Source organism: Xenococcus sp. PCC 7305 (assembly GCF_000332055.1).
Taxonomy (GTDB): domain Bacteria; phylum Cyanobacteriota; class Cyanobacteriia; order Cyanobacteriales; family Xenococcaceae; genus Xenococcus.
Genome location: NZ_ALVZ01000138.1, coordinates 1 through 17,199, shown reverse-complemented (window position 1 = coordinate 17,199; position 17,199 = coordinate 1). Strand labels below are relative to the sequence as shown.

The 17,199-nt window shown below is 40.2% G+C and carries 15 protein-coding genes; 9 read left to right on the top strand and 6 right to left on the bottom strand.

Translation table 11 applies throughout. The features are described 5' to 3' along the window. Positions 1-77 precede the first annotated feature (77 nt). From XEN7305_RS26510 to XEN7305_RS07785, 3 genes are all read right to left on the bottom strand, one after another. Entirely contained in the window at positions 78-1,364 is a 1,287-nt protein-coding gene (locus XEN7305_RS26510) for an FkbM family methyltransferase (RefSeq protein WP_006508839.1), read from the bottom strand. Positions 1,365-1,617: 253 nt separating this feature from the next. Next, the gene (locus XEN7305_RS07790; RefSeq protein WP_006508838.1) at positions 1,618-3,996 is read right to left on the bottom strand and encodes a glycosyltransferase; all 2,379 of its coding nucleotides are present in this window, start codon (positions 3,994-3,996) and stop codon (positions 1,618-1,620) included. Between the two features lie 76 nt (positions 3,997-4,072). After that, positions 4,073-4,837: a lysozyme gene (locus tag XEN7305_RS07785; RefSeq protein ID WP_006508837.1), complete on the bottom strand. Its 765-nt coding sequence runs from the start codon at positions 4,835-4,837 to the stop codon at positions 4,073-4,075. 214 nt (positions 4,838-5,051) lie between these two features. Here XEN7305_RS07785 and XEN7305_RS07780 point away from each other — a divergent pair, with 214 nt between their 5' ends. The 8 genes from XEN7305_RS07780 to XEN7305_RS07745 all read left to right on the top strand — a co-directional run bounded on the left by XEN7305_RS07780 (position 5,052) and on the right by XEN7305_RS07745 (position 13,222). Further along, the gene (locus tag XEN7305_RS07780; RefSeq protein ID WP_006508836.1) at positions 5,052-5,513 is read left to right on the top strand and encodes a hypothetical protein; all 462 of its coding nucleotides are present in this window, start codon (positions 5,052-5,054) and stop codon (positions 5,511-5,513) included. A gap of 68 nt (positions 5,514-5,581) precedes the next feature. Then, positions 5,582-5,746, top strand: coding sequence for a hypothetical protein (locus XEN7305_RS28955; protein ID WP_158500386.1), 165 nt, complete (start codon positions 5,582-5,584; stop codon positions 5,744-5,746). A 443-nt stretch (positions 5,747-6,189) separates the two neighbouring features. Further along, positions 6,190-7,599 (top strand): NCS2 family permease, encoded by a 1,410-nt coding sequence (locus XEN7305_RS07770; RefSeq protein WP_006508835.1) that lies wholly within the window; start codon positions 6,190-6,192, stop codon positions 7,597-7,599. Positions 7,600-7,664: 65 nt separating this feature from the next. Then, complete coding sequence (locus XEN7305_RS07765; RefSeq protein ID WP_006508834.1) at positions 7,665-7,886, top strand: hypothetical protein; 222 nt, start codon at positions 7,665-7,667, stop codon at positions 7,884-7,886. After that, positions 7,886-8,170 (top strand): type II toxin-antitoxin system mRNA interferase toxin, RelE/StbE family, encoded by a 285-nt coding sequence (locus XEN7305_RS07760; protein WP_006508833.1) that lies wholly within the window; start codon positions 7,886-7,888, stop codon positions 8,168-8,170. Before XEN7305_RS07765 ends, XEN7305_RS07760 begins: the two co-directional genes overlap by 1 nt. Before the next feature lie 19 nt (positions 8,171-8,189). Next, complete coding sequence (locus XEN7305_RS07755) at positions 8,190-9,548, top strand: 8-oxoguanine deaminase (RefSeq protein ID WP_006508832.1); 1,359 nt, start codon at positions 8,190-8,192, stop codon at positions 9,546-9,548. A 177-nt stretch (positions 9,549-9,725) separates the two neighbouring features. Further along, positions 9,726-11,624, top strand: coding sequence for an iron uptake porin (locus XEN7305_RS07750; protein ID WP_006508831.1), 1,899 nt, complete (start codon positions 9,726-9,728; stop codon positions 11,622-11,624). Positions 11,625-11,770: 146 nt separating this feature from the next. Beyond that, complete coding sequence (locus XEN7305_RS07745) at positions 11,771-13,222, top strand: serine/threonine-protein kinase (RefSeq protein WP_006508830.1); 1,452 nt, start codon at positions 11,771-11,773, stop codon at positions 13,220-13,222. Between the two features lie 75 nt (positions 13,223-13,297). Here XEN7305_RS07745 and XEN7305_RS07740 read toward each other — a convergent pair whose 3' ends face one another. After that, positions 13,298-15,730, bottom strand: coding sequence for a trypsin-like peptidase domain-containing protein (locus XEN7305_RS07740; RefSeq protein WP_006508829.1), 2,433 nt, complete (start codon positions 15,728-15,730; stop codon positions 13,298-13,300). 74 nt (positions 15,731-15,804) lie between these two features. Further along, positions 15,805-16,320 (bottom strand): COP23 domain-containing protein, encoded by a 516-nt coding sequence (locus XEN7305_RS07735; RefSeq protein WP_006508828.1) that lies wholly within the window; start codon positions 16,318-16,320, stop codon positions 15,805-15,807. A gap of 272 nt (positions 16,321-16,592) precedes the next feature. Here XEN7305_RS07735 and grxC point away from each other — a divergent pair, with 272 nt between their 5' ends. Next, a complete protein-coding gene (gene grxC / locus XEN7305_RS07730; RefSeq protein WP_006508827.1) occupies positions 16,593-16,916 on the top strand; it encodes a glutaredoxin 3 in 324 nt (107 codons plus the stop codon). Positions 16,917-16,941: 25 nt separating this feature from the next. On the opposite strand, the gene XEN7305_RS07725 is transcribed toward grxC, so the two are convergent. Continuing rightward, a partial coding sequence (locus XEN7305_RS07725; RefSeq protein WP_006508826.1) for a tetratricopeptide repeat protein occupies positions 16,942-17,199 on the bottom strand: 258 nt, incomplete at its 5' end.

The window sequence follows — 17,199 nt, the reverse complement described above, 5'->3', positions numbered from 1 at the left end:
TTTTCCTAAATCCCCAAATCCCTAAATCCCTAAATCCTTACTCAGAACTAGTAAATTTTGTACTCATCGAACTTACGTTAATCAGTAGACTTAATTCGTAAAACATTTTTTACTTTAAACCAAGCAGAGCGCATTTTCCAAAACTTACTAGTTTTCATAGCTGCAATTAATTCACGGGCTTGAGCTAATTGTTGCTCTGTTGCGGCTAGTTGAGTTTGTAATTGACTAATTCTTTGATTTAAATTGCCACTAGCTTGGTGTTCTGTATTTTGTAATTGAGTTAATATTTTCCTTAGTCTAGTAATCTCAAATTTTTCATCTTTCAGTCTGTTGTTAAAGATATGGCTATTGCGTTCACTTGTTGTCAATTGTTGTGATTTACTTTCTAAGGTTTGGTAAGTTTCAATAAGCTCTTGTGACTTACTTTCTAATTGTTGACAAGTTTCAATAAGCTCTTGTTCTTTGTTGCCTAAATACTGATTAATTTTGCCAAGTTCTTGCTCTCTATCTGACAATATTTGGTGAGATTCCATCAGCTTTTGTTCTTTGTCAGTTAATAGTTGATGAACTTGACTAAGCTCTTGTTCTTTATCTGCTAATTGTTGCTTACTGCTAGCATTTTCTTCTTCTCTCGACTTGATAACTTCCTCAAGATTTTTGGTATGGGAGCGAGCCGTACTCAAATGATAAGAAATAAACTTATCAAAGACATTGGGTGGTGTTTCGAAATGCCTTTTTAATTCACTGCTTTCATTCGCTAAATAATAATCGTTCAACCCATCAAAATATACTTTTTGATAGTCTTGACCTTTTAAGATGTCATTGATCTGAGTTTCTGCTCTAGTAGGAGAATTAGGAAGTGTCGCTTCTAAGAGAATTATCGTCGGCCGAAAATGCGCCCAGTCATTCCCTAAAATGACCTTTTCTTCCCAACCTTCAACATCTATTTTCAGAAAATCAATCTGGCGACTAAGATGCTGATGGAAGACATCAGCCAGTTTTACTACAGGCACTTGATAAGTATTAATTTTATAATTGCCTTCTTGGGCTAATCTTTCTGCTGTTTCTTGATCAAAGGTTGATAATCCTGTACCTTCTAATTCAAAAAAATCTAATTCTGAGGCGGTTTCTCCAACTGCTAGGTTTAGATTTAGATCTCTTACTCTGTCATTGTTTAGTAGTTCATAGTATTCCTTGATTGGCTCAAGATTAATCCCATGCCAACCACGATCATAAAATGCTTTGGTTACTGAATCATAAAGGGGATGTTGCGCTCCCACATCTATATAGTAACCATCTTTTTTATCGGCAAAAACCCGATTAAGCATCACGTCTTCAAAATTCTGAGCGTAGGAAATAAACATATATATTTAATTAAAAACTGCTTGAACTAAAGTGCTCGTCCCGCGGTGCGAAAGTCAAAAGTCAAAAGTCAACACCTCGATTGGGTAAGCCGAGGAAACCTCGGCACCCCTCTCGGTCAAAAGTCAAAAGTTTTTAATATCAAGCTTTCGAGCTGTTTGGCATGGTTGTTTTATTTCTGCCCACGTCTACTAGCTTTATATCGCTCTTGTTATCGCACGGAGATGGGAAAAATTGAAGCTAAATGTTCAATGATTAGATAATGCCAATTTGTTGTAGTCGTTGTTTGTATAATTGTCCAATATATTTGGGGGAATATTCATTTAAGATTTTGTGTTTTCCTGCAAGGGATACTTGCTTGGTATGAGTGGGATCTGAAACCATCTTGCGCATTAACCAAGCTGCGTGATCGAGATTGGGATCGGCCCAGGTTTGTGATTCCCAGAAAGGATATTCATTCTCCTTTACCGATATTAAACGATAACTTACCGGAAAGCCTGTCGTCGAATCAATAAAATCTCTTGTGCCTGAATAATCGGTAGCAATCACAGGTTTTTCCAGTAGCATGGCCTCGGCTGGGGTATAACCAAAGCCCTCGGATCTATGGAGAGAGAGATAGCAATCACAACAATTCATTAAGGCCATCGCATCATCATAGGCCATCTCTTCATTGAGAATATAAATATCCGGCTCATCAGCAGTAAAATCAATTAACTTCTGGAGATTTTTGCCATCAGGGTCGTAGCCTCTGGTCTTAATAGCTAAGGCTGTGGGTGTGTTATTTGGGCGATCGCGAAAAGCTAAACGATAGGCTTCAATCCCAGCCGTCGCATTTTTTCTGGTGGCAAAAGAAGAAAAATCAAAATTGAAATGGAATAAGAAAGTATGATCTGGTAACTTGAAATAACTGCGATCGCGAGGGGTAAACTGGTCTAGAGTCACCGCAGGAGGCATCCAAATTACAGGAATAGTCATGGCAGTTTGCACCGCACCCTGGACAAAACGCGAAGGAGCCCAAACTTCATTAATTCCCTGGTAGTTATTGACCCAATCTGTGGGAAATTTGCTCAATTCCCAAAAGGGCATATTTATTTTATAAGCATTTTCGCTGGTTTTTCCTGCCAAATGTTTTCTCACCAAGGCAAGTTGATCGGCGTTGACGTTATAAATTTCGACGCGAGAGTCAATTTTACTGGCCAAAATATCATCAACTTTAGTTTCCGCTTGACGAGCCATCACATTCAGGGTGACATTGTAGCCCTGGATCTCCACTTGTGAATCACAGAAGCTACTAGCTACCATTCTCCCTGCATTACCAACCCCGGTTTCTGCTTTGAGATAACCAATTACCCCGACATCTGCTTGGCGAGAACCGTATTGCTGGGGACATAATTTAATTTGATTGGCATAAAAATAACCTACATTATCAAGCACTGGGTTAATAAAGTAGGCATCAATGCCGCAACTAGGAGCATTTTGGATAAACCATAAACCGTAACTATGACGACTATCAGGTTGACTGAGATTAAATGCTTGCTGTAAATCTTCTCGCTCTCGCCAGAAGTAGTACATTAAATTGGTGATTAACCAAGGAGTATCCGAAAAACATTCAGCGCTGGGTTGATTGAGATAATCAGCAAAACTGGCAAACGGATTTTCCAGAAATAGATCTTCAGTGTCACGATAACAACGACGCATGATATCTGCGATCGCAACACCATTGTCAAATCTGGCATAACCATATTCAGGATTGGCTGTGCAACCAAAGCCAAAATGTTTTAACTTCGCGATGTAATGGAGAATAATTTCCTGGAGCGCTGGGGATAAATTCTCCCGAAAGCGAGCAGTATGCTTAGAAAGTTGCTGGGGAGCTTTGGTACTGATCCCACTGAAATGAAAAAATCGTAAGGGCTGACCATTAATTAACCAGCCATCATCAGTTTTAGTTAATTCTCTTTGGTCTAAATTCCAATAAGCGACATTTAAACTGCGATCGCGAACAATTGCTACATTGTCATGAAAAGAGGGCAACAAATCGACAAATTTCTGATCAACAAAAATTCCTTCACTCTGTTTGTTGACACATTGAAACCGTAACCTTCTGCCCCACCAATGGAGAAAACTAATGCCATCGGGGCTATTATTAACCGCAATAAAACCTAGATTATAAATTCCAGCTTTCATAATCCCAATATCATCGGGAAATTCACCAAACTCCGCAGGTTCGGTGATATGCGGTGTGATCACAAAATCCGCACCCTCAGCAAAAGCATCAAATACAGGATTCATCGGGGCAAATAATTCTATATCAGGATCGAGATAGACTACCTCTTCAAAGCCACGATTTTCAATTAAATCCTGCATGACAAAGGGTTTAACAGCCGTGTTAAACTCCATGATGTCGTAGCGAAAAGCAAAATCAGGAAAATTGGTAACTGCCAAATCCGCCGCGGGAATTACTTCAACTCCTGGGATACCTAATTCTCCATCAGGTTGTAACTTATCTGCCAAACACAAAAATAAGGATGCTTCTGGATGATACTTTTGCAATGAAGTCAGCAAAATTCTGGCATAAGGAAAGTAATTGCCAGAACAAATAGTGACGATAGCTCTTCTTGGAGTAACTGAATTCATAAAAAAATACGATCTCGCTGGGAACAGACTAAGAATTAAAATGAATTCTAATACATATTTATCCTGTGTAGTAAATTTACTTAAGGAATAGCTGTTTTTCGGCCTCTCTTCTTCTGGTTAATCCTGCCAAGGGAACTTTTTTTCCTCTGATATGAGCTTTATTCCAGCGGACGAATTCATTAGCTGCCCCCTCATAGTCGCCTGCATTGAGTTTTTTGAGCAGGGTACTGCTTTGAAATCCATAAATCCCTACGTTAAAGGCAAAGGAACTTAAGGCGCTTAATTGATTGCTGTTTAGTTCTACAGTAACCATGGAGCTAATTTGTTCTTGCAGAATAAGCACTTCTTTACTTAGAACTGTATTCGCTTTAGCATTGGAGATGCGATCGCCTAGACGAACTTTTCTGCCATCCACTTTAGACAAACCATAGCCAATTACAGGAGTGCCATCGGTATCGACATAGGCTTGTTCGCGAAATCCTTCAAATTCTCGAATTATGTCTAAGGCTTGGGGTAGTAATTCTCCGGGTTTGGGCTCTACTAAGGTGACAACTTCATCTCGGGAACTATCGTCGGGATTTTCTGTTGCCGAAGCATTTTCCAGTTTGATTTTGCCAATGCTATGTTGCTTGTCGTGCAACAACTTTCCCTGAGCATTAATTCCTGTTACCGAAGATTGATTATCGTCAACGAACAGGTTCGAGATGTCGAGCGCTGTAATCTCCTCAAGGTTTTGTTGTTTAAATTTAAGTTGGTTGCTTTCTTGCGCTAACGAAATTGAGGCTAATCCAATAGAGCAGATACTGGTTAGGATAATGGAGGTATTGCGGTATTTATTCAAAGTTACTTCTCAATTAAGTCGCTATCATCTGTCAAGGTTTTTTATATTAAAAAAAAGTAAAAGAAACGATAAGAAGTAATATTTTTGCTAACTTCGTTTTAGGCGCGATCGCAACCATATTAGCTATGACAAAAACGGAAAAGTAGTCATCTGACCTCGTTTGACTGCAGAAAGATTTATGATGAATCTAGAATAATTTATGGATATTTGAACAATGGATTTTATTAAAAAAGGCATGGGTATGTTCGGTAAGTTGGTTGATACCCTCAAAGGCAATCCAACTGGAGTATGTTTTGTTAATTCGGTGGTTATGATTATTTGCGCCGATGGAGAGGCCGACGAATCGGAATTTCAAAGATTGCAAGAAATTGTTCAATCTGACCAAGCCACTGCTGCGTCGATGATGGCGGCAACCGAAAGCGATAATGTCATGTCACTTGTTCAAGCAGTAAAAATCAGGTCGCAAGAACTAGTAGGAAGTCAAGCTTCTCAGAATTATGATCTTTTGAAGTTGCGTTTATTGGCTGAGATTAAAGAAAAGCAGAACGGAATGAAACCTGTAGACAAACAGGTTCTGGTAGCAATTTTAGAAAAACTCATCATGGCTGATGACAAAGTTGATATGCAGGAGCAGGAAACTCTCAAGGAGATTAAAGCTGCTCTAGAAGTAAGTTAACCCTTGTTAATTCACGACTTGGCTTATTGAGAGGTGTTAGGTTTTAGGTGGTAGGTTTTAGGTTAAATTTGCCAAGTCGTGTTCATCGGCTTCTTGTTGCGATTGAGCCTGGGATTTTTGCGATCGCTAATTTGGGGATTTGGGGATTTGGGGATTTGGAGATTTGGGGAAAAGCCCATGACTTCGTTGTTCAACTTGGGAAATTTAATCAAAAAGAAAATTCGTCGAACTGACGTTCACTGCAAGAACAAATGCGATCGCCACAAAGCTATTTTCTTGATCATGGTGGGGTTTCTAAAAATATATTTTCGTTTAACTTTAAAGTGATTCACTTCAAGATCAAGCATGAATTATTCAATCTTTTAATATTTTTTATAATTGTTTTTTTGACAAAATGTCACTTTAGATACAATCCCACTACCCGAAATCACTTAGTGTTTGATTCTAGTGATTTACCACGGTTTTGGGACTATCTTTAGGAAATGCTAATGACAGAAACCAAAGCATTTTGTCGTGAATCAACTGTCTTAATTTGCCTAGCAGGCTGCTATCAACTAAGAGTTAACTATTAGTTCTTATCTACTATCACAAACTCAACACTTATTTTTCTTCAACTCATTAGTCTCATTAATACTAATAACTGATAACTGATAACTGATAACTGATAACTGAATAGATGAGTAGTAATGTGGAACCTCCAGAAATAGCCATAACGAGTCCTGAAACTGCTATATCTCGTTATTTTAACTTTAACTATTATCGCACTAATGTCCGCACCGAGGTGTTTGCGGGGCTAACCACTTTTATGACAATGGCATACATTCTTGTGGTGCATCCATTGATTATGTCCGATGCGGTATTTTTGCAGGAATCGGGGGATTTGTTCCGCGAACTGGTCGTCATCACGGGTATCACGGCGGCGATCGGGAGCCTAATTATGGGGCTTTATGGCAAATATCCTTTTGTCCTCGCCCCAGGCATGGGCACTAATGCTTTTTTTGCTTACTCCGTAGTTTTAGGCTTGGGGATTGCCTGGCCCACTGCTCTGGCTGCGGTGTTAATTGAAGGCTTGATTTTTATTGCTTTAACTGTGACAGATATTCGTCGTCATATCATTACGGCTATCCCTAATGCCGTCAAAATAGGAACAACGGTGGGTATTGGTTTATTTTTGGCTTATATTGGGCTTGCAGGAAGTATCGAAACAGGTGGTGCAGGTTTAGTTGTCGCTAATCCTGTGACGAAAACAGCCTTTGGTAGTTTGGCAACACCCCAAACTTTAATGGCAGTATTTGGAATTTTTCTGACAATTTTCTTCATGGTCAGAAGAGTCAGAGGGGCTATTTTATGGGGAATTGTCGGCACTTCCTTATTGGCCTGGACCTTGGGGATAGCTGCGGCACCAAAAGGTTTCATCGAAATCCCAAGTTTTCCTTCTCATCTGTTTGGCCAAGCTTTTGTCGGGCTAGGAGGAATTAATGCTAGTAACTTTATTGATTTTCTGGCTGTATTGCTCGTATTTTTGTTTGTCGATATGTTTGATACTATTGGCACCTTAACAGGAGTGGGCACACAGGCGGGATATATTGATGAAAATGGCGAATTACCTCGTGCGAATCAGGCTCTTTCTGCCGATGCGATCGCAACCACTACTGGAGCAATTCTAGGAACTTCTACTGTTACTACTTTCGCCGAATCAGCTTCTGGTGTCGCTGAAGGAGGAAAAACAGGTTTAACGGCGGTAGTTGCTGGGGTAATGTTTCTCTTGGCGATCTTATTTGTCCCTATTTTTGAAGCCATACCAGCTTTTGCGACTGCCCCTGCTTTAACTATTGTGGGGGTGTTAATGATGTCTAGTATCAAAAATATTCAGTGGGAAGATTTAACCGAAGCAATTCCGGCATTTTTTACAATCTTTTTTATTCCTTTTGGTTTCTCGATCGCCGAAGGGCTCTCAGCTGGTTTAATTCTCTATCCAATTACCAAACTATTTAGTGGTAGAACCAAGGAAGTACCTATAGTAACCTGGATCTTGGCGGTAATATTCGTCTTGCGATTTGTGTTTACTACTCTGCGTTTTGGGTAAAACAATATTTTATTGTTTGATATTGATACTGTTATTATCAATAGTAAATACCTGGAAAAAATGTGATGGCTAGTCTAGATAAAATTTTAGATCAGGCAATGGATTTGCCATTAGAACAGCAGGAGATGTTGATAAAAATCCTCCAAAGTCGTGTGGTCGAAAAGCGTAGAGTAGAAATTGCCCAAGATGCAGTGACTTCCCTAGCTGAATTTAGAACAGGGAAGCTCAAAACGCAAACTGCTGATGAGGCGATCGCCGCGTTACGACAATTGCTTCAGCATGAGTAATGAACAAAATAGTTCTTTCTCGTAAATTCAAAAGAGCATTTCGCAAATTTTCTCGTCGGAATCAACAGTTGCAAAACCGAATTGAGAGTGCCATTAATGAGTTATCTAACGATATATTCAATCCTTCTCTTGGGACTCATAAACTGGAAGGTAAATTATCTGGGTTACTATCTTGTTCTTGCGGTTACGACTGTCGCATTGTTTTCTCTATTGAGACGGACGAAGAAACCGATGAAATAATTATAGTTTTGTTAGATGTTGGAACCCATGATGAAGTTTATTAAACAGTAAAAAATCCTGCACATGACTACTACTCTCATCAAAAACATCCATACTCTAGTAACAATGGACGAGAACCGGCGAGAAATTCGTCACGGCGCATTGTTCCTTCGAGACAATATCATTGAACAGGTCGGAACCACTGCTGAACTGCCAGATACTGCCGATGAAGTCTTAGACTTAGCAAATAAACATATCGTGCTTCCTGGATTAGTAAATACCCATCACCATTTCTTCCAAAGCCTAACTCGTGTCACCCCTGCAGGGCAAGATGGTGATTTGTTTCAATGGCTAACATCTCACTACAATCTTTGGGGTAATCTGACGGCAGAAGCAATGTATTATAGTTCCCAAATTGCCGCAGCAGAACTGATTTTATCGGGTTGTACCACCGCCAGCGATCATCATTATATTTTTCCTAATAACTGTGCTTTAGATGAACAAATTCGTGCTGTAGCAGATATTGGACTGCGTTTTCATGCCAGTCGAGGAAGTATGAGCGTGGGGGAAAGCAAAGGCGGCTTGCCTCCAGATGCTCTAGTGGAAAATGAAGCTCGGATACTCAAAGATTCTCAAAGATTAATCGAGCAATATCACGACAATTCTCGCTATTCAATGTTGCGGATGGTTTTGGCTCCTTGTTCGCCCTTTTCTGTCTCTATGGATCTGATGAAAGAATCTGCTGCCATGGCAAGAAGCTATGCCGGAGTAAGACTACATACTCATTTAGCTGAGACAAAAGGGGATGTTGAGTATAGTTTGGCAAAATTTAATTTAATCCCTGGAGACTATGCCCAGTCTGTGGGTTGGTTAGGAGAGGATGTTTGGCATGCCCATTGCGTGAAACTCAGCGATCGCTCTATCTCTAAATTCGGTCAAACTGGCACTGGAGTAGCCCATTGTCCCTGTAGTAATATGCGCCTAGCTAGCGGGATTGCCCCAATTCGGAAAATGCTTAATGCCAAGGTTCCTGTGGGCTTAGGAGTTGATGGGGCGGCTTCTAATGATGCGACCAACCTCTTGCATGAGGCGCGTACTGCTTTTTTACTGGCGCGAGTCAGAGATGAAGATGCTTCAGTGATGACAGCTCGTGATGCCCTAGAAATTGCCACCAGAGGCGGCGCGCGAGTTTTAGGCCGAGACGATATTGGTTATCTTGCTCCAGGCATGGCAGCAGATTTCATTGCGGTGAATTTAGACAAACCTAGTTTTGTTGGTACACAATCAGATCCTGTAGCTGCGTTAATTTACTGTCAAACTGACTATATAGACTATAGTTTCATCAATGGTAAAAAAATAGTTGACCGAGGTAATTTGACCAGGATAGAAATAGAAAAATTAATCGAGACAAGTAACAAGATATCATTAAATCTAGCCAATTGAATAATACTTCATATATCTTGGTAATTGATCATTACCCATTACCCATTACCCATTACCCATTACCCACTCCCCATTACCCAAAAGAAGTTAATAACAGAATGTATGCAAAAGCACTTTTTTGTTAATTAAATAATGATAGTTATATTCCATTAATCGTTATGTGGTGTGAGGTTGATGATGAGTCTTGATATGTTTAAACAATGGAATTTAGCTCTAAAGAATAATCTAAGTTTAATTAATAATTTAATTCTTTTGCTGTTACCTTTAACTGTATTCTCAACAACAGTAGTTAAAGCTTTCGCCTCAGAGGAATCCAATCCTATTTCCCAGAGTCCAAACCCGCTGCAAGAATTACAAGACTTTGGCTACATAGATAGTATTGTGCTTGATGATCTAGAGGCAATGCCCCTTGATGAGGCCAATGAAATATCCCTAGAAGACTCTAATGGACTCTCGCAAGTGACTAATGTCAATCAATTACGAGATGTTGATCCGACTGATTGGGCTTATGAAGCATTGCGCTCTTTAGTAGATCGCTATGGTTGCATTGTCGGATTTCCCGATCAAACTTATCGTGGGGGAAAAGCCCTCTCTCGTTATGAATTTGCTGCGGGTTTAAATTCTTGTCTCAATCAAATAGAACGTTTGATCATCTCTTCCGAAGCCATTTTAAAAGAAGATTTAGAGACGATACAAAGACTCATTGAAGAATTCCAAGCAGAATTAGCAACTCTCGACCAAAGAATTGATAACTTAGATGATCGAGTCGCTTTTTTAGAAGATCATCAGTTTTCGACAACGACCAAGTTCACCGGAAATATCTTTTTTAACTTTACTGGTGCTGCGGCGGGAGATGATGTTTTAGCAGAAACTAATAATCTCAATACACCTTTGACCATTCGACGAGCTGCTAGAGGCACAGATAATGAGCCCATCGTGAGCAATATTACAGACAATCCCCAAATTACTTTTAGCTACTATTCTTGGTTGAATTTCAAAACTTCTTTTACAGGAAAAGACACGTTAGTCACTCAACTAGTGGCCGGGAATGGTAACTCGCCGGCTAATACTTTTATCTCCGCTGGTCTTTACAATACCTTTGGTGTCCCCTTTACCGATCAAACAGGAGCTCCAGGTGCTAGTGATGTGGCAGTAAGGGAACTATTTTATGATTTCCCCGTTGTCGATAAGTTGCGGTTTGTCGTCGGACCCAGAATTAACTGGTATCGTTATTTTGATAATAATGCCTATACATTTTTCTTGACTGGGGCAAGTAGTTACAACTCTAGTGGAGGAACCTTAGTCAATGCGATCGACCGTGGTTCAGGAGCAGTCGCTATTTATGACATTAATGATTTGCTGACTTTTAAGCTTGGTTATTTGGGCGAAAATACAGAATTCTTGCCCTCGGCATTTTTTAACACTTCTTCCGATCCTGATAAAGGTTTGTTTTCTGCCACTCAAACCTTAACTGCTGAGATGGACTTTGCGATCGCAAATCGAGCCAATATCCGTTTGATTTACACACGATCGACTTTAGATAATAATCAACCCATTCTGGATGCAGATGGCAATATTACAGGTTTTGGTATTGGTGGCGCGACGGGAGAACCAGTTTACGGGGTAGCCGATGATGGTTCTGGTGGCACAATTGGTGATGCCCCCGCTGATACTTTCTCTTTAAATTTTGACTGGACAGTAGTTGATTGGTTGGGGCTGTTTGGACGCTATAGCTATGGTAGTACCAATATTTTACCGAGAAATCCCGACATCAAGGATGGAGAAGTTAACGCACAATCTTTTCAAGTTGGACTAGCTTTTCCTGATTTAGGTAAAGAAGGAGCCTTGGGCAGCTTTTCTTTTGTCATTCCTTTTGATGTGCTTGATGGGGAAAAATTTCTTGCTTCAGGAGGTGGCGATGGAGGAACTCAATATGAGTTTGAATGGACATATTTTTATCCAGTCAACAGAAATATCGCGATCGTTCCTGCTTTCTATTTAGTTGCTAACCCCAATAACTTTGAAGATAATCCTAATATTTATACTGGTAACTTACGATTACAATTGAGTTTTTAGCTAATGGGCGAGAAGCCCCAGGTCCATAATCTTTGATTCAGTGTGCGGAGGATGTCACTTGTTACTAGCTAAATTGGTAGACCTAACAACTGAAAGTTAAATATGATAAGGTCGAATTAATTTCTTCATTGCGTAATGAGATTTCTGTGATCGGACAAACCCTAGCTGGACGCTATCATATCTTAAAGGAACTGGGAAAAGGTGCTTTTGGCCATACCTATTTAGCAGAAGACACTCAACTACCAAATAACAAGCGTTGTGTCGTTAAACATCTCAAACCGCAAGCCACTGATGAGTTTACCCTCAAAATAGCCAAGAAGTTATTTAATAGAGAAGCAGAACTTTTAAACAAACTTGGGGAACAAAACCCCCAGATCCCGACGCTTTTGGCTCATTTTGAGGAAAACCAGCAATTTTATTTGGTTCAGGAATTAATTGACGGTCATGATCTTAGCCAGGAAATCTTGCCAGGCAAGAAGTTACCAGAGTCTGAGGTCATTGCAATCTTAGATCAAGTATTAGATATCTTAGTTTTTGTCCATCAGCAACACGCGATTCATCGTGATATTAAACCTTCTAATATCATGCGACGCAGCAAGGACCAGAAATTAGTCCTCATTGATTTTGGGGCAGTTAAAGAACTGACAACTCAGATCGTTAATAGCGAAGGTGGCACGGGTTTAACTGTGACCATTGGAACTCCTGGGTATATGCCGAGCGAACAAAGTCAATCTCGACCAAAATTCGCTAGCGATATTTACTCTTTGGGCATTTTGGCAATTTTTGCTCTGACTGGAATCAAACCCCATAAAATCAGAAGAAATTCCCAAACAGAGGAAATTATTTGGCGAGATGAAAACCAAGTCAGTGATGAATTGGGAGATGTTATAGATAAGATGGTTCGATATAATTTTCAAGAACGTTATCTATCAGCAATTGAAGCCAAGGCAGATTTACAAAAAATCATCGCGCCTCCCACTAGTATCTTAAAAACTTCTGCTGCCCCACCTCTCAAGTCAGAGTTTTCTCTTGTCAAAACCATAGCTGTCACAACTGCTTTAGTCTGCACTCTCGGTGCTGGTGGCTATTATTTTTGGCAACGCAACAGTTCGGTTTTACCATTGACTTTAACCTACGAAAGTCTTGATCATGGCATTCAGATGGCCTATCCCAATGATTGGGATTTAGAGAAGACAGAAGATTTTTTTGGGCCGATCGCTAGATTTTCCCCAAGGAATAATCAAGGAGAATCTACTCCAGTCTTAGTAACTATTGAAGTGCAAGACATTACTGACGATACATCTCTGGATGAATATACTACTTCGACGATCGCTGACATCCTTAAATATTTACCCGAAGCCAAAATCATTAGTTCACAGCCCATAACCCTAGGGACAAAATCAGCTCATCAGGTGATTTATACCGGAAAAAATCGGGGTCAGGATTTTTTTAGCAAATACTTACGAGTCTGGCTAGTAGACTCAAAACATGTTTATGACATTACCTACAATGCAGCAAAAGATAAATATCCAGGTTTTATTGAAACTGTAGAAAAAACGATGATTCCTTCTTTGGCTATTGGAGAGGAGTTGCCTTGATTGGGCTTCGCCCTTGAAGGCAGAGGGCAGATGGCAGATGGCAGAAGGCAGAGGGCAGAGGGTTGGACTTATCATTTAGTCGTCTCTTTCCCATATTCTGATAGTTTTATCCAAGCTTCCGCTGACAATCCTTTCCCCGCTAACTGCAATACTTAATATAGAACCAGTATGACCAGTAAGAGTTTGTTCTAGCTTACCCGTCTTCAAATTCCACACCTTAATAGATGCATCTTTAGTGCCACTTACAATCCTATTGTCGCTAACTGCAATGCTATTTACAGAATCAACATCCCCTGTAATGGTACGTTCTAATGTGCCTGTCTTCAGATTCCAGACTTTAATTGCATTTTCCGCACTGCTAACACTAACAATCTTCTCCTCACTGACTGTAATGCTATCAACAGAATCAGTATGCCCGGTGAGAGTACGCTCCAATTCTCCTGTCTCCAAATCCCAAACTTTAACTGTTTTGTCAGCACTACTACTGACGATTCTGTCATCACTTATAGCAATGCTATTGACAGCATCAGTATGCCCGGTGAGAGTGCGCTCCAACTCTCCTGTCTCCAAATCCCAAACTTTAATCGTTTTATCCGAGCTACCACTAACAATCTTGTCATCCCTAATGCCGACACTCAAGATAGAGGCAGAATGGCCGGTAAACGTACGATCCAAGGCTCCTGTTTTGAGATTCCAGACTTTAATTGTTTGGTCTGCACTACTACTGACAATCTTGTCATCTCTGGTTGCAACACTGAGAATCGCAGCAGAATGACCTGTAAAAGTCCGTTTTACTTCTCCTGTTTTGAGATTCCAGACTTTGACTGTCTTGTCCAAACTACCACTAACAATATCGTCGTCATTAATTGTGAGACTAGTAACTGTATCAGAATGACCAATCCCTCCTTTTTCTAGCTCTCCTGTCTTGAGGTTCCACACCTTGAGAGCATTGTCCTGGCTCACACTAACAATCTTGTCATCTCTAACAGCAACGCTCAAGATGTCGGCAGAATGACCATTAAGAGTTCGTTCCAATTTCCCAGTCTCCAGATTCCAGACTTTAATTGTCTTGTCTCCATTAACAACACTCACAACCCGATCCTCACTGACGGCAAGGTTGCTGACCGAATTAGTATCACCAGTAAAAGTGTTTTTTAACTCCCCTGTCTCCAGATCCCAGGTTTTAATCGTATTGTCTTCACTGCCACTAACAATTTTGTCGTCTTCAATTGTCACACTCAAGATTGCAGCAGAATGACCGGTCAAAGTTCTTTCCAATTCTCCCGTCTCTAGATTCCAGATTTTAATAGTTGTATCCCGACTACCACTAATGACTTTGTCATCCTTAAGGACAACGCTTAAAATAGGAGAATAATGGCCCGCAAAGCTGCGTTCCAATTCTCCTGTTTCCCGATTCCAGACTTTAATCGTCTTGTCTTCACTACCACTAACGACCTTATCATCCTTAATTGCTACACTCAAAATAGGAGCTGAATGACCGGTGAATGTACGTTCTAGCTCTCCTGTCTTTAGATTCCAGACTTTAACGGTATTGTCTGAGCTGCCACTAACAATCCTGTCATACCTAATTGCCACGCTTAAAATGGAGTTTGAATGGCCTGTGAAGCTGCGTTCTAATTCTCCTGTTTCTAGATTCCAGACTTTGAGCGTATTGTCTGAACTACCACCAACAATCCTTTCCTCTTCTAAGGCGAGGCTACTGATAGAACCGTAATTACTAGGTTTTTTGGGCATTGTGTAAGCCAGGAGATAATTGGCGAAATCATCGTCATCATCCGGCTCATCATTATTATCCTGATTTTCATCATTATCATCTATTAGCAAGGGACTGCCAGGAATAGCTGCTAAAAATACATTGATGGGAATGCCTCGACTAATATCTCTCCCTGTTTGAATGTCTCTCGTTCCTTGTCCGTTGATGGCAATTAAGCGGCCTTCCTTGTCTAAAACCGCGCCACCACTACTTCCGGGAAGAGTTTGATTGGTGTAGGTTAGAGCATAACCCTGGTCTTGTTGGGGGTTTTGGACAATTTCTTGTTTGATGCTTCTAATCTCTCCAGAAATAATATCAATATCAGTTTGTGATCCTGGGAACCCTGCCACATAGACTCTTTGCAGCGCGTTCATCTTATTAGAATCTCCTAAATCAGCCTTTTTATAATTTTGACTACTTTCGAACTGGACAATGGCTAGATCGAGGCCAGGAAGCTCTTCTCGACTAATGACTGGATGTTGTTGCCCATCATAAGTTCGGATTTCATAATCATTTTCTATAGGAACTACATGGTGATTGGTGACGACAGAATAGAGATTTCCTTGACGTTGAAAGATAACTCCAGAGCCATTCCCGTATCCTGTAATCTTGACAGTGATACTTCTGGCGATCTTATTAATTTCGTCAATATCTTGGGCAATAACCAGTTGAGGTTGTACCATTGCCAGGGTAATCATAAGAGCGGCGGCGGCGGGCAATCGATAGGAGAACATTGACAAATAGTTCGTATTAAAAAAGAAAAATAGTAATCTGAGGAAATCAACACAACAAAGATAAACTACTCTCCTTAACGAAGTAAACCTTCGATGTCAAAATAAACTGTTCCATCTACTTCGGAAATTAATTCATCTCCTTGAGTTTCATCGCTTAGGGATACGGCTCCAGAAGTTGCCCAAATTCGACGGTCGATAATCCTCTTGAAAGTGACATTAGGATCGCTGCCAACTTTGAGAGTAATTAATAACCCATTGGGTAAACAAGAACCTCCTTTATAACCAGCCACACAAATCACAGGGTTATTATTCATCATGGCAGCTCTCATATATTTTAAGGTGCCGTTATTGTTAAAGGTATTAAACCTAGCGGTTACTTCTCGGCATCGTTCCAAGGGTGTCCAAGGAGGGGGAAAGGAGCCATCCATCCATCTGATCATGGGTAGTTCTCCTTGATTGGTACGAACTACGGTGCTCATTTGTTGCTCATCACAGAAAAACCTGGGCTGAGCGGAACTGGACTCTCCCAAAACTGCGATCGCACTCGCTGCGATTCCTAACCCGACAATAGCTTTAGTAAGAATATTCATCTTCAACCTTAAGATACCCTCTTGCTATTAATCATATCTCTAAAACTCTTACAAATAGTGGTCTTCTGCAATAGTTTACAAAAAAAACCAAGATTCCCAAATTCTCGTTATGCGATCACGTAGTGCCAGCCTTTGGCTGATCGCAAATAATCGGAAAAATAATTTATTCTGCCCAGTTTTCTATCATCCTCACTCCTTACTTCCGCCCAGCGGCACTAAGTCTACACCACAAAAATCGTTATAATTTAGGCAAAATAATACCTGTAAATAAAATGTTTGATTTTCTTAATTCCCTACTAAATCGTCATCCAGAAAAGGTCAAAGCTAATGTAGAAATTTATACTTGGGCGACTTGTCCTTTCTGCATTCGTGCCAAGCTATTGTTGTGGTGGAAGGGAGCAAAATTTGCTGAATATAAGATAGATGGGAATGAAGAGAAGAGAAGCCAGATGGCACAGCGTTCTAATGGCAGAAGAACTGTCCCTCAGATTTTTGTTAATGATCAACATTTAGGTGGTTGTGACGATTTGTATGAGTTGGATGCTCAAGGAAATTTGGATTCTCTATTGTTTCAAGTTGCTAGTGTGAGTGAATAATAATTTCAGAAGATTAGCTCACTAATTAACCTTTAATATGTAAATATTTTTTGAATAATTTCCAAGGTTTAATCAACCTTTGCCATTTTAACTTTCTCAAAGTGGTTTTCTTATTCAACAAAGCCTTATCATAATCAGGTTTGATTTCTAATGCTTGCTCGTAGGAGGCGATCGCTTCTTCTAATCTGCCTAAATCATCTAAAGCATTACCACGGTTATACCAAGCCTCATATTTATCAGGTTTGATTTCTAAAGCTTCATCATAGGAGGCGATCGCTTCTTC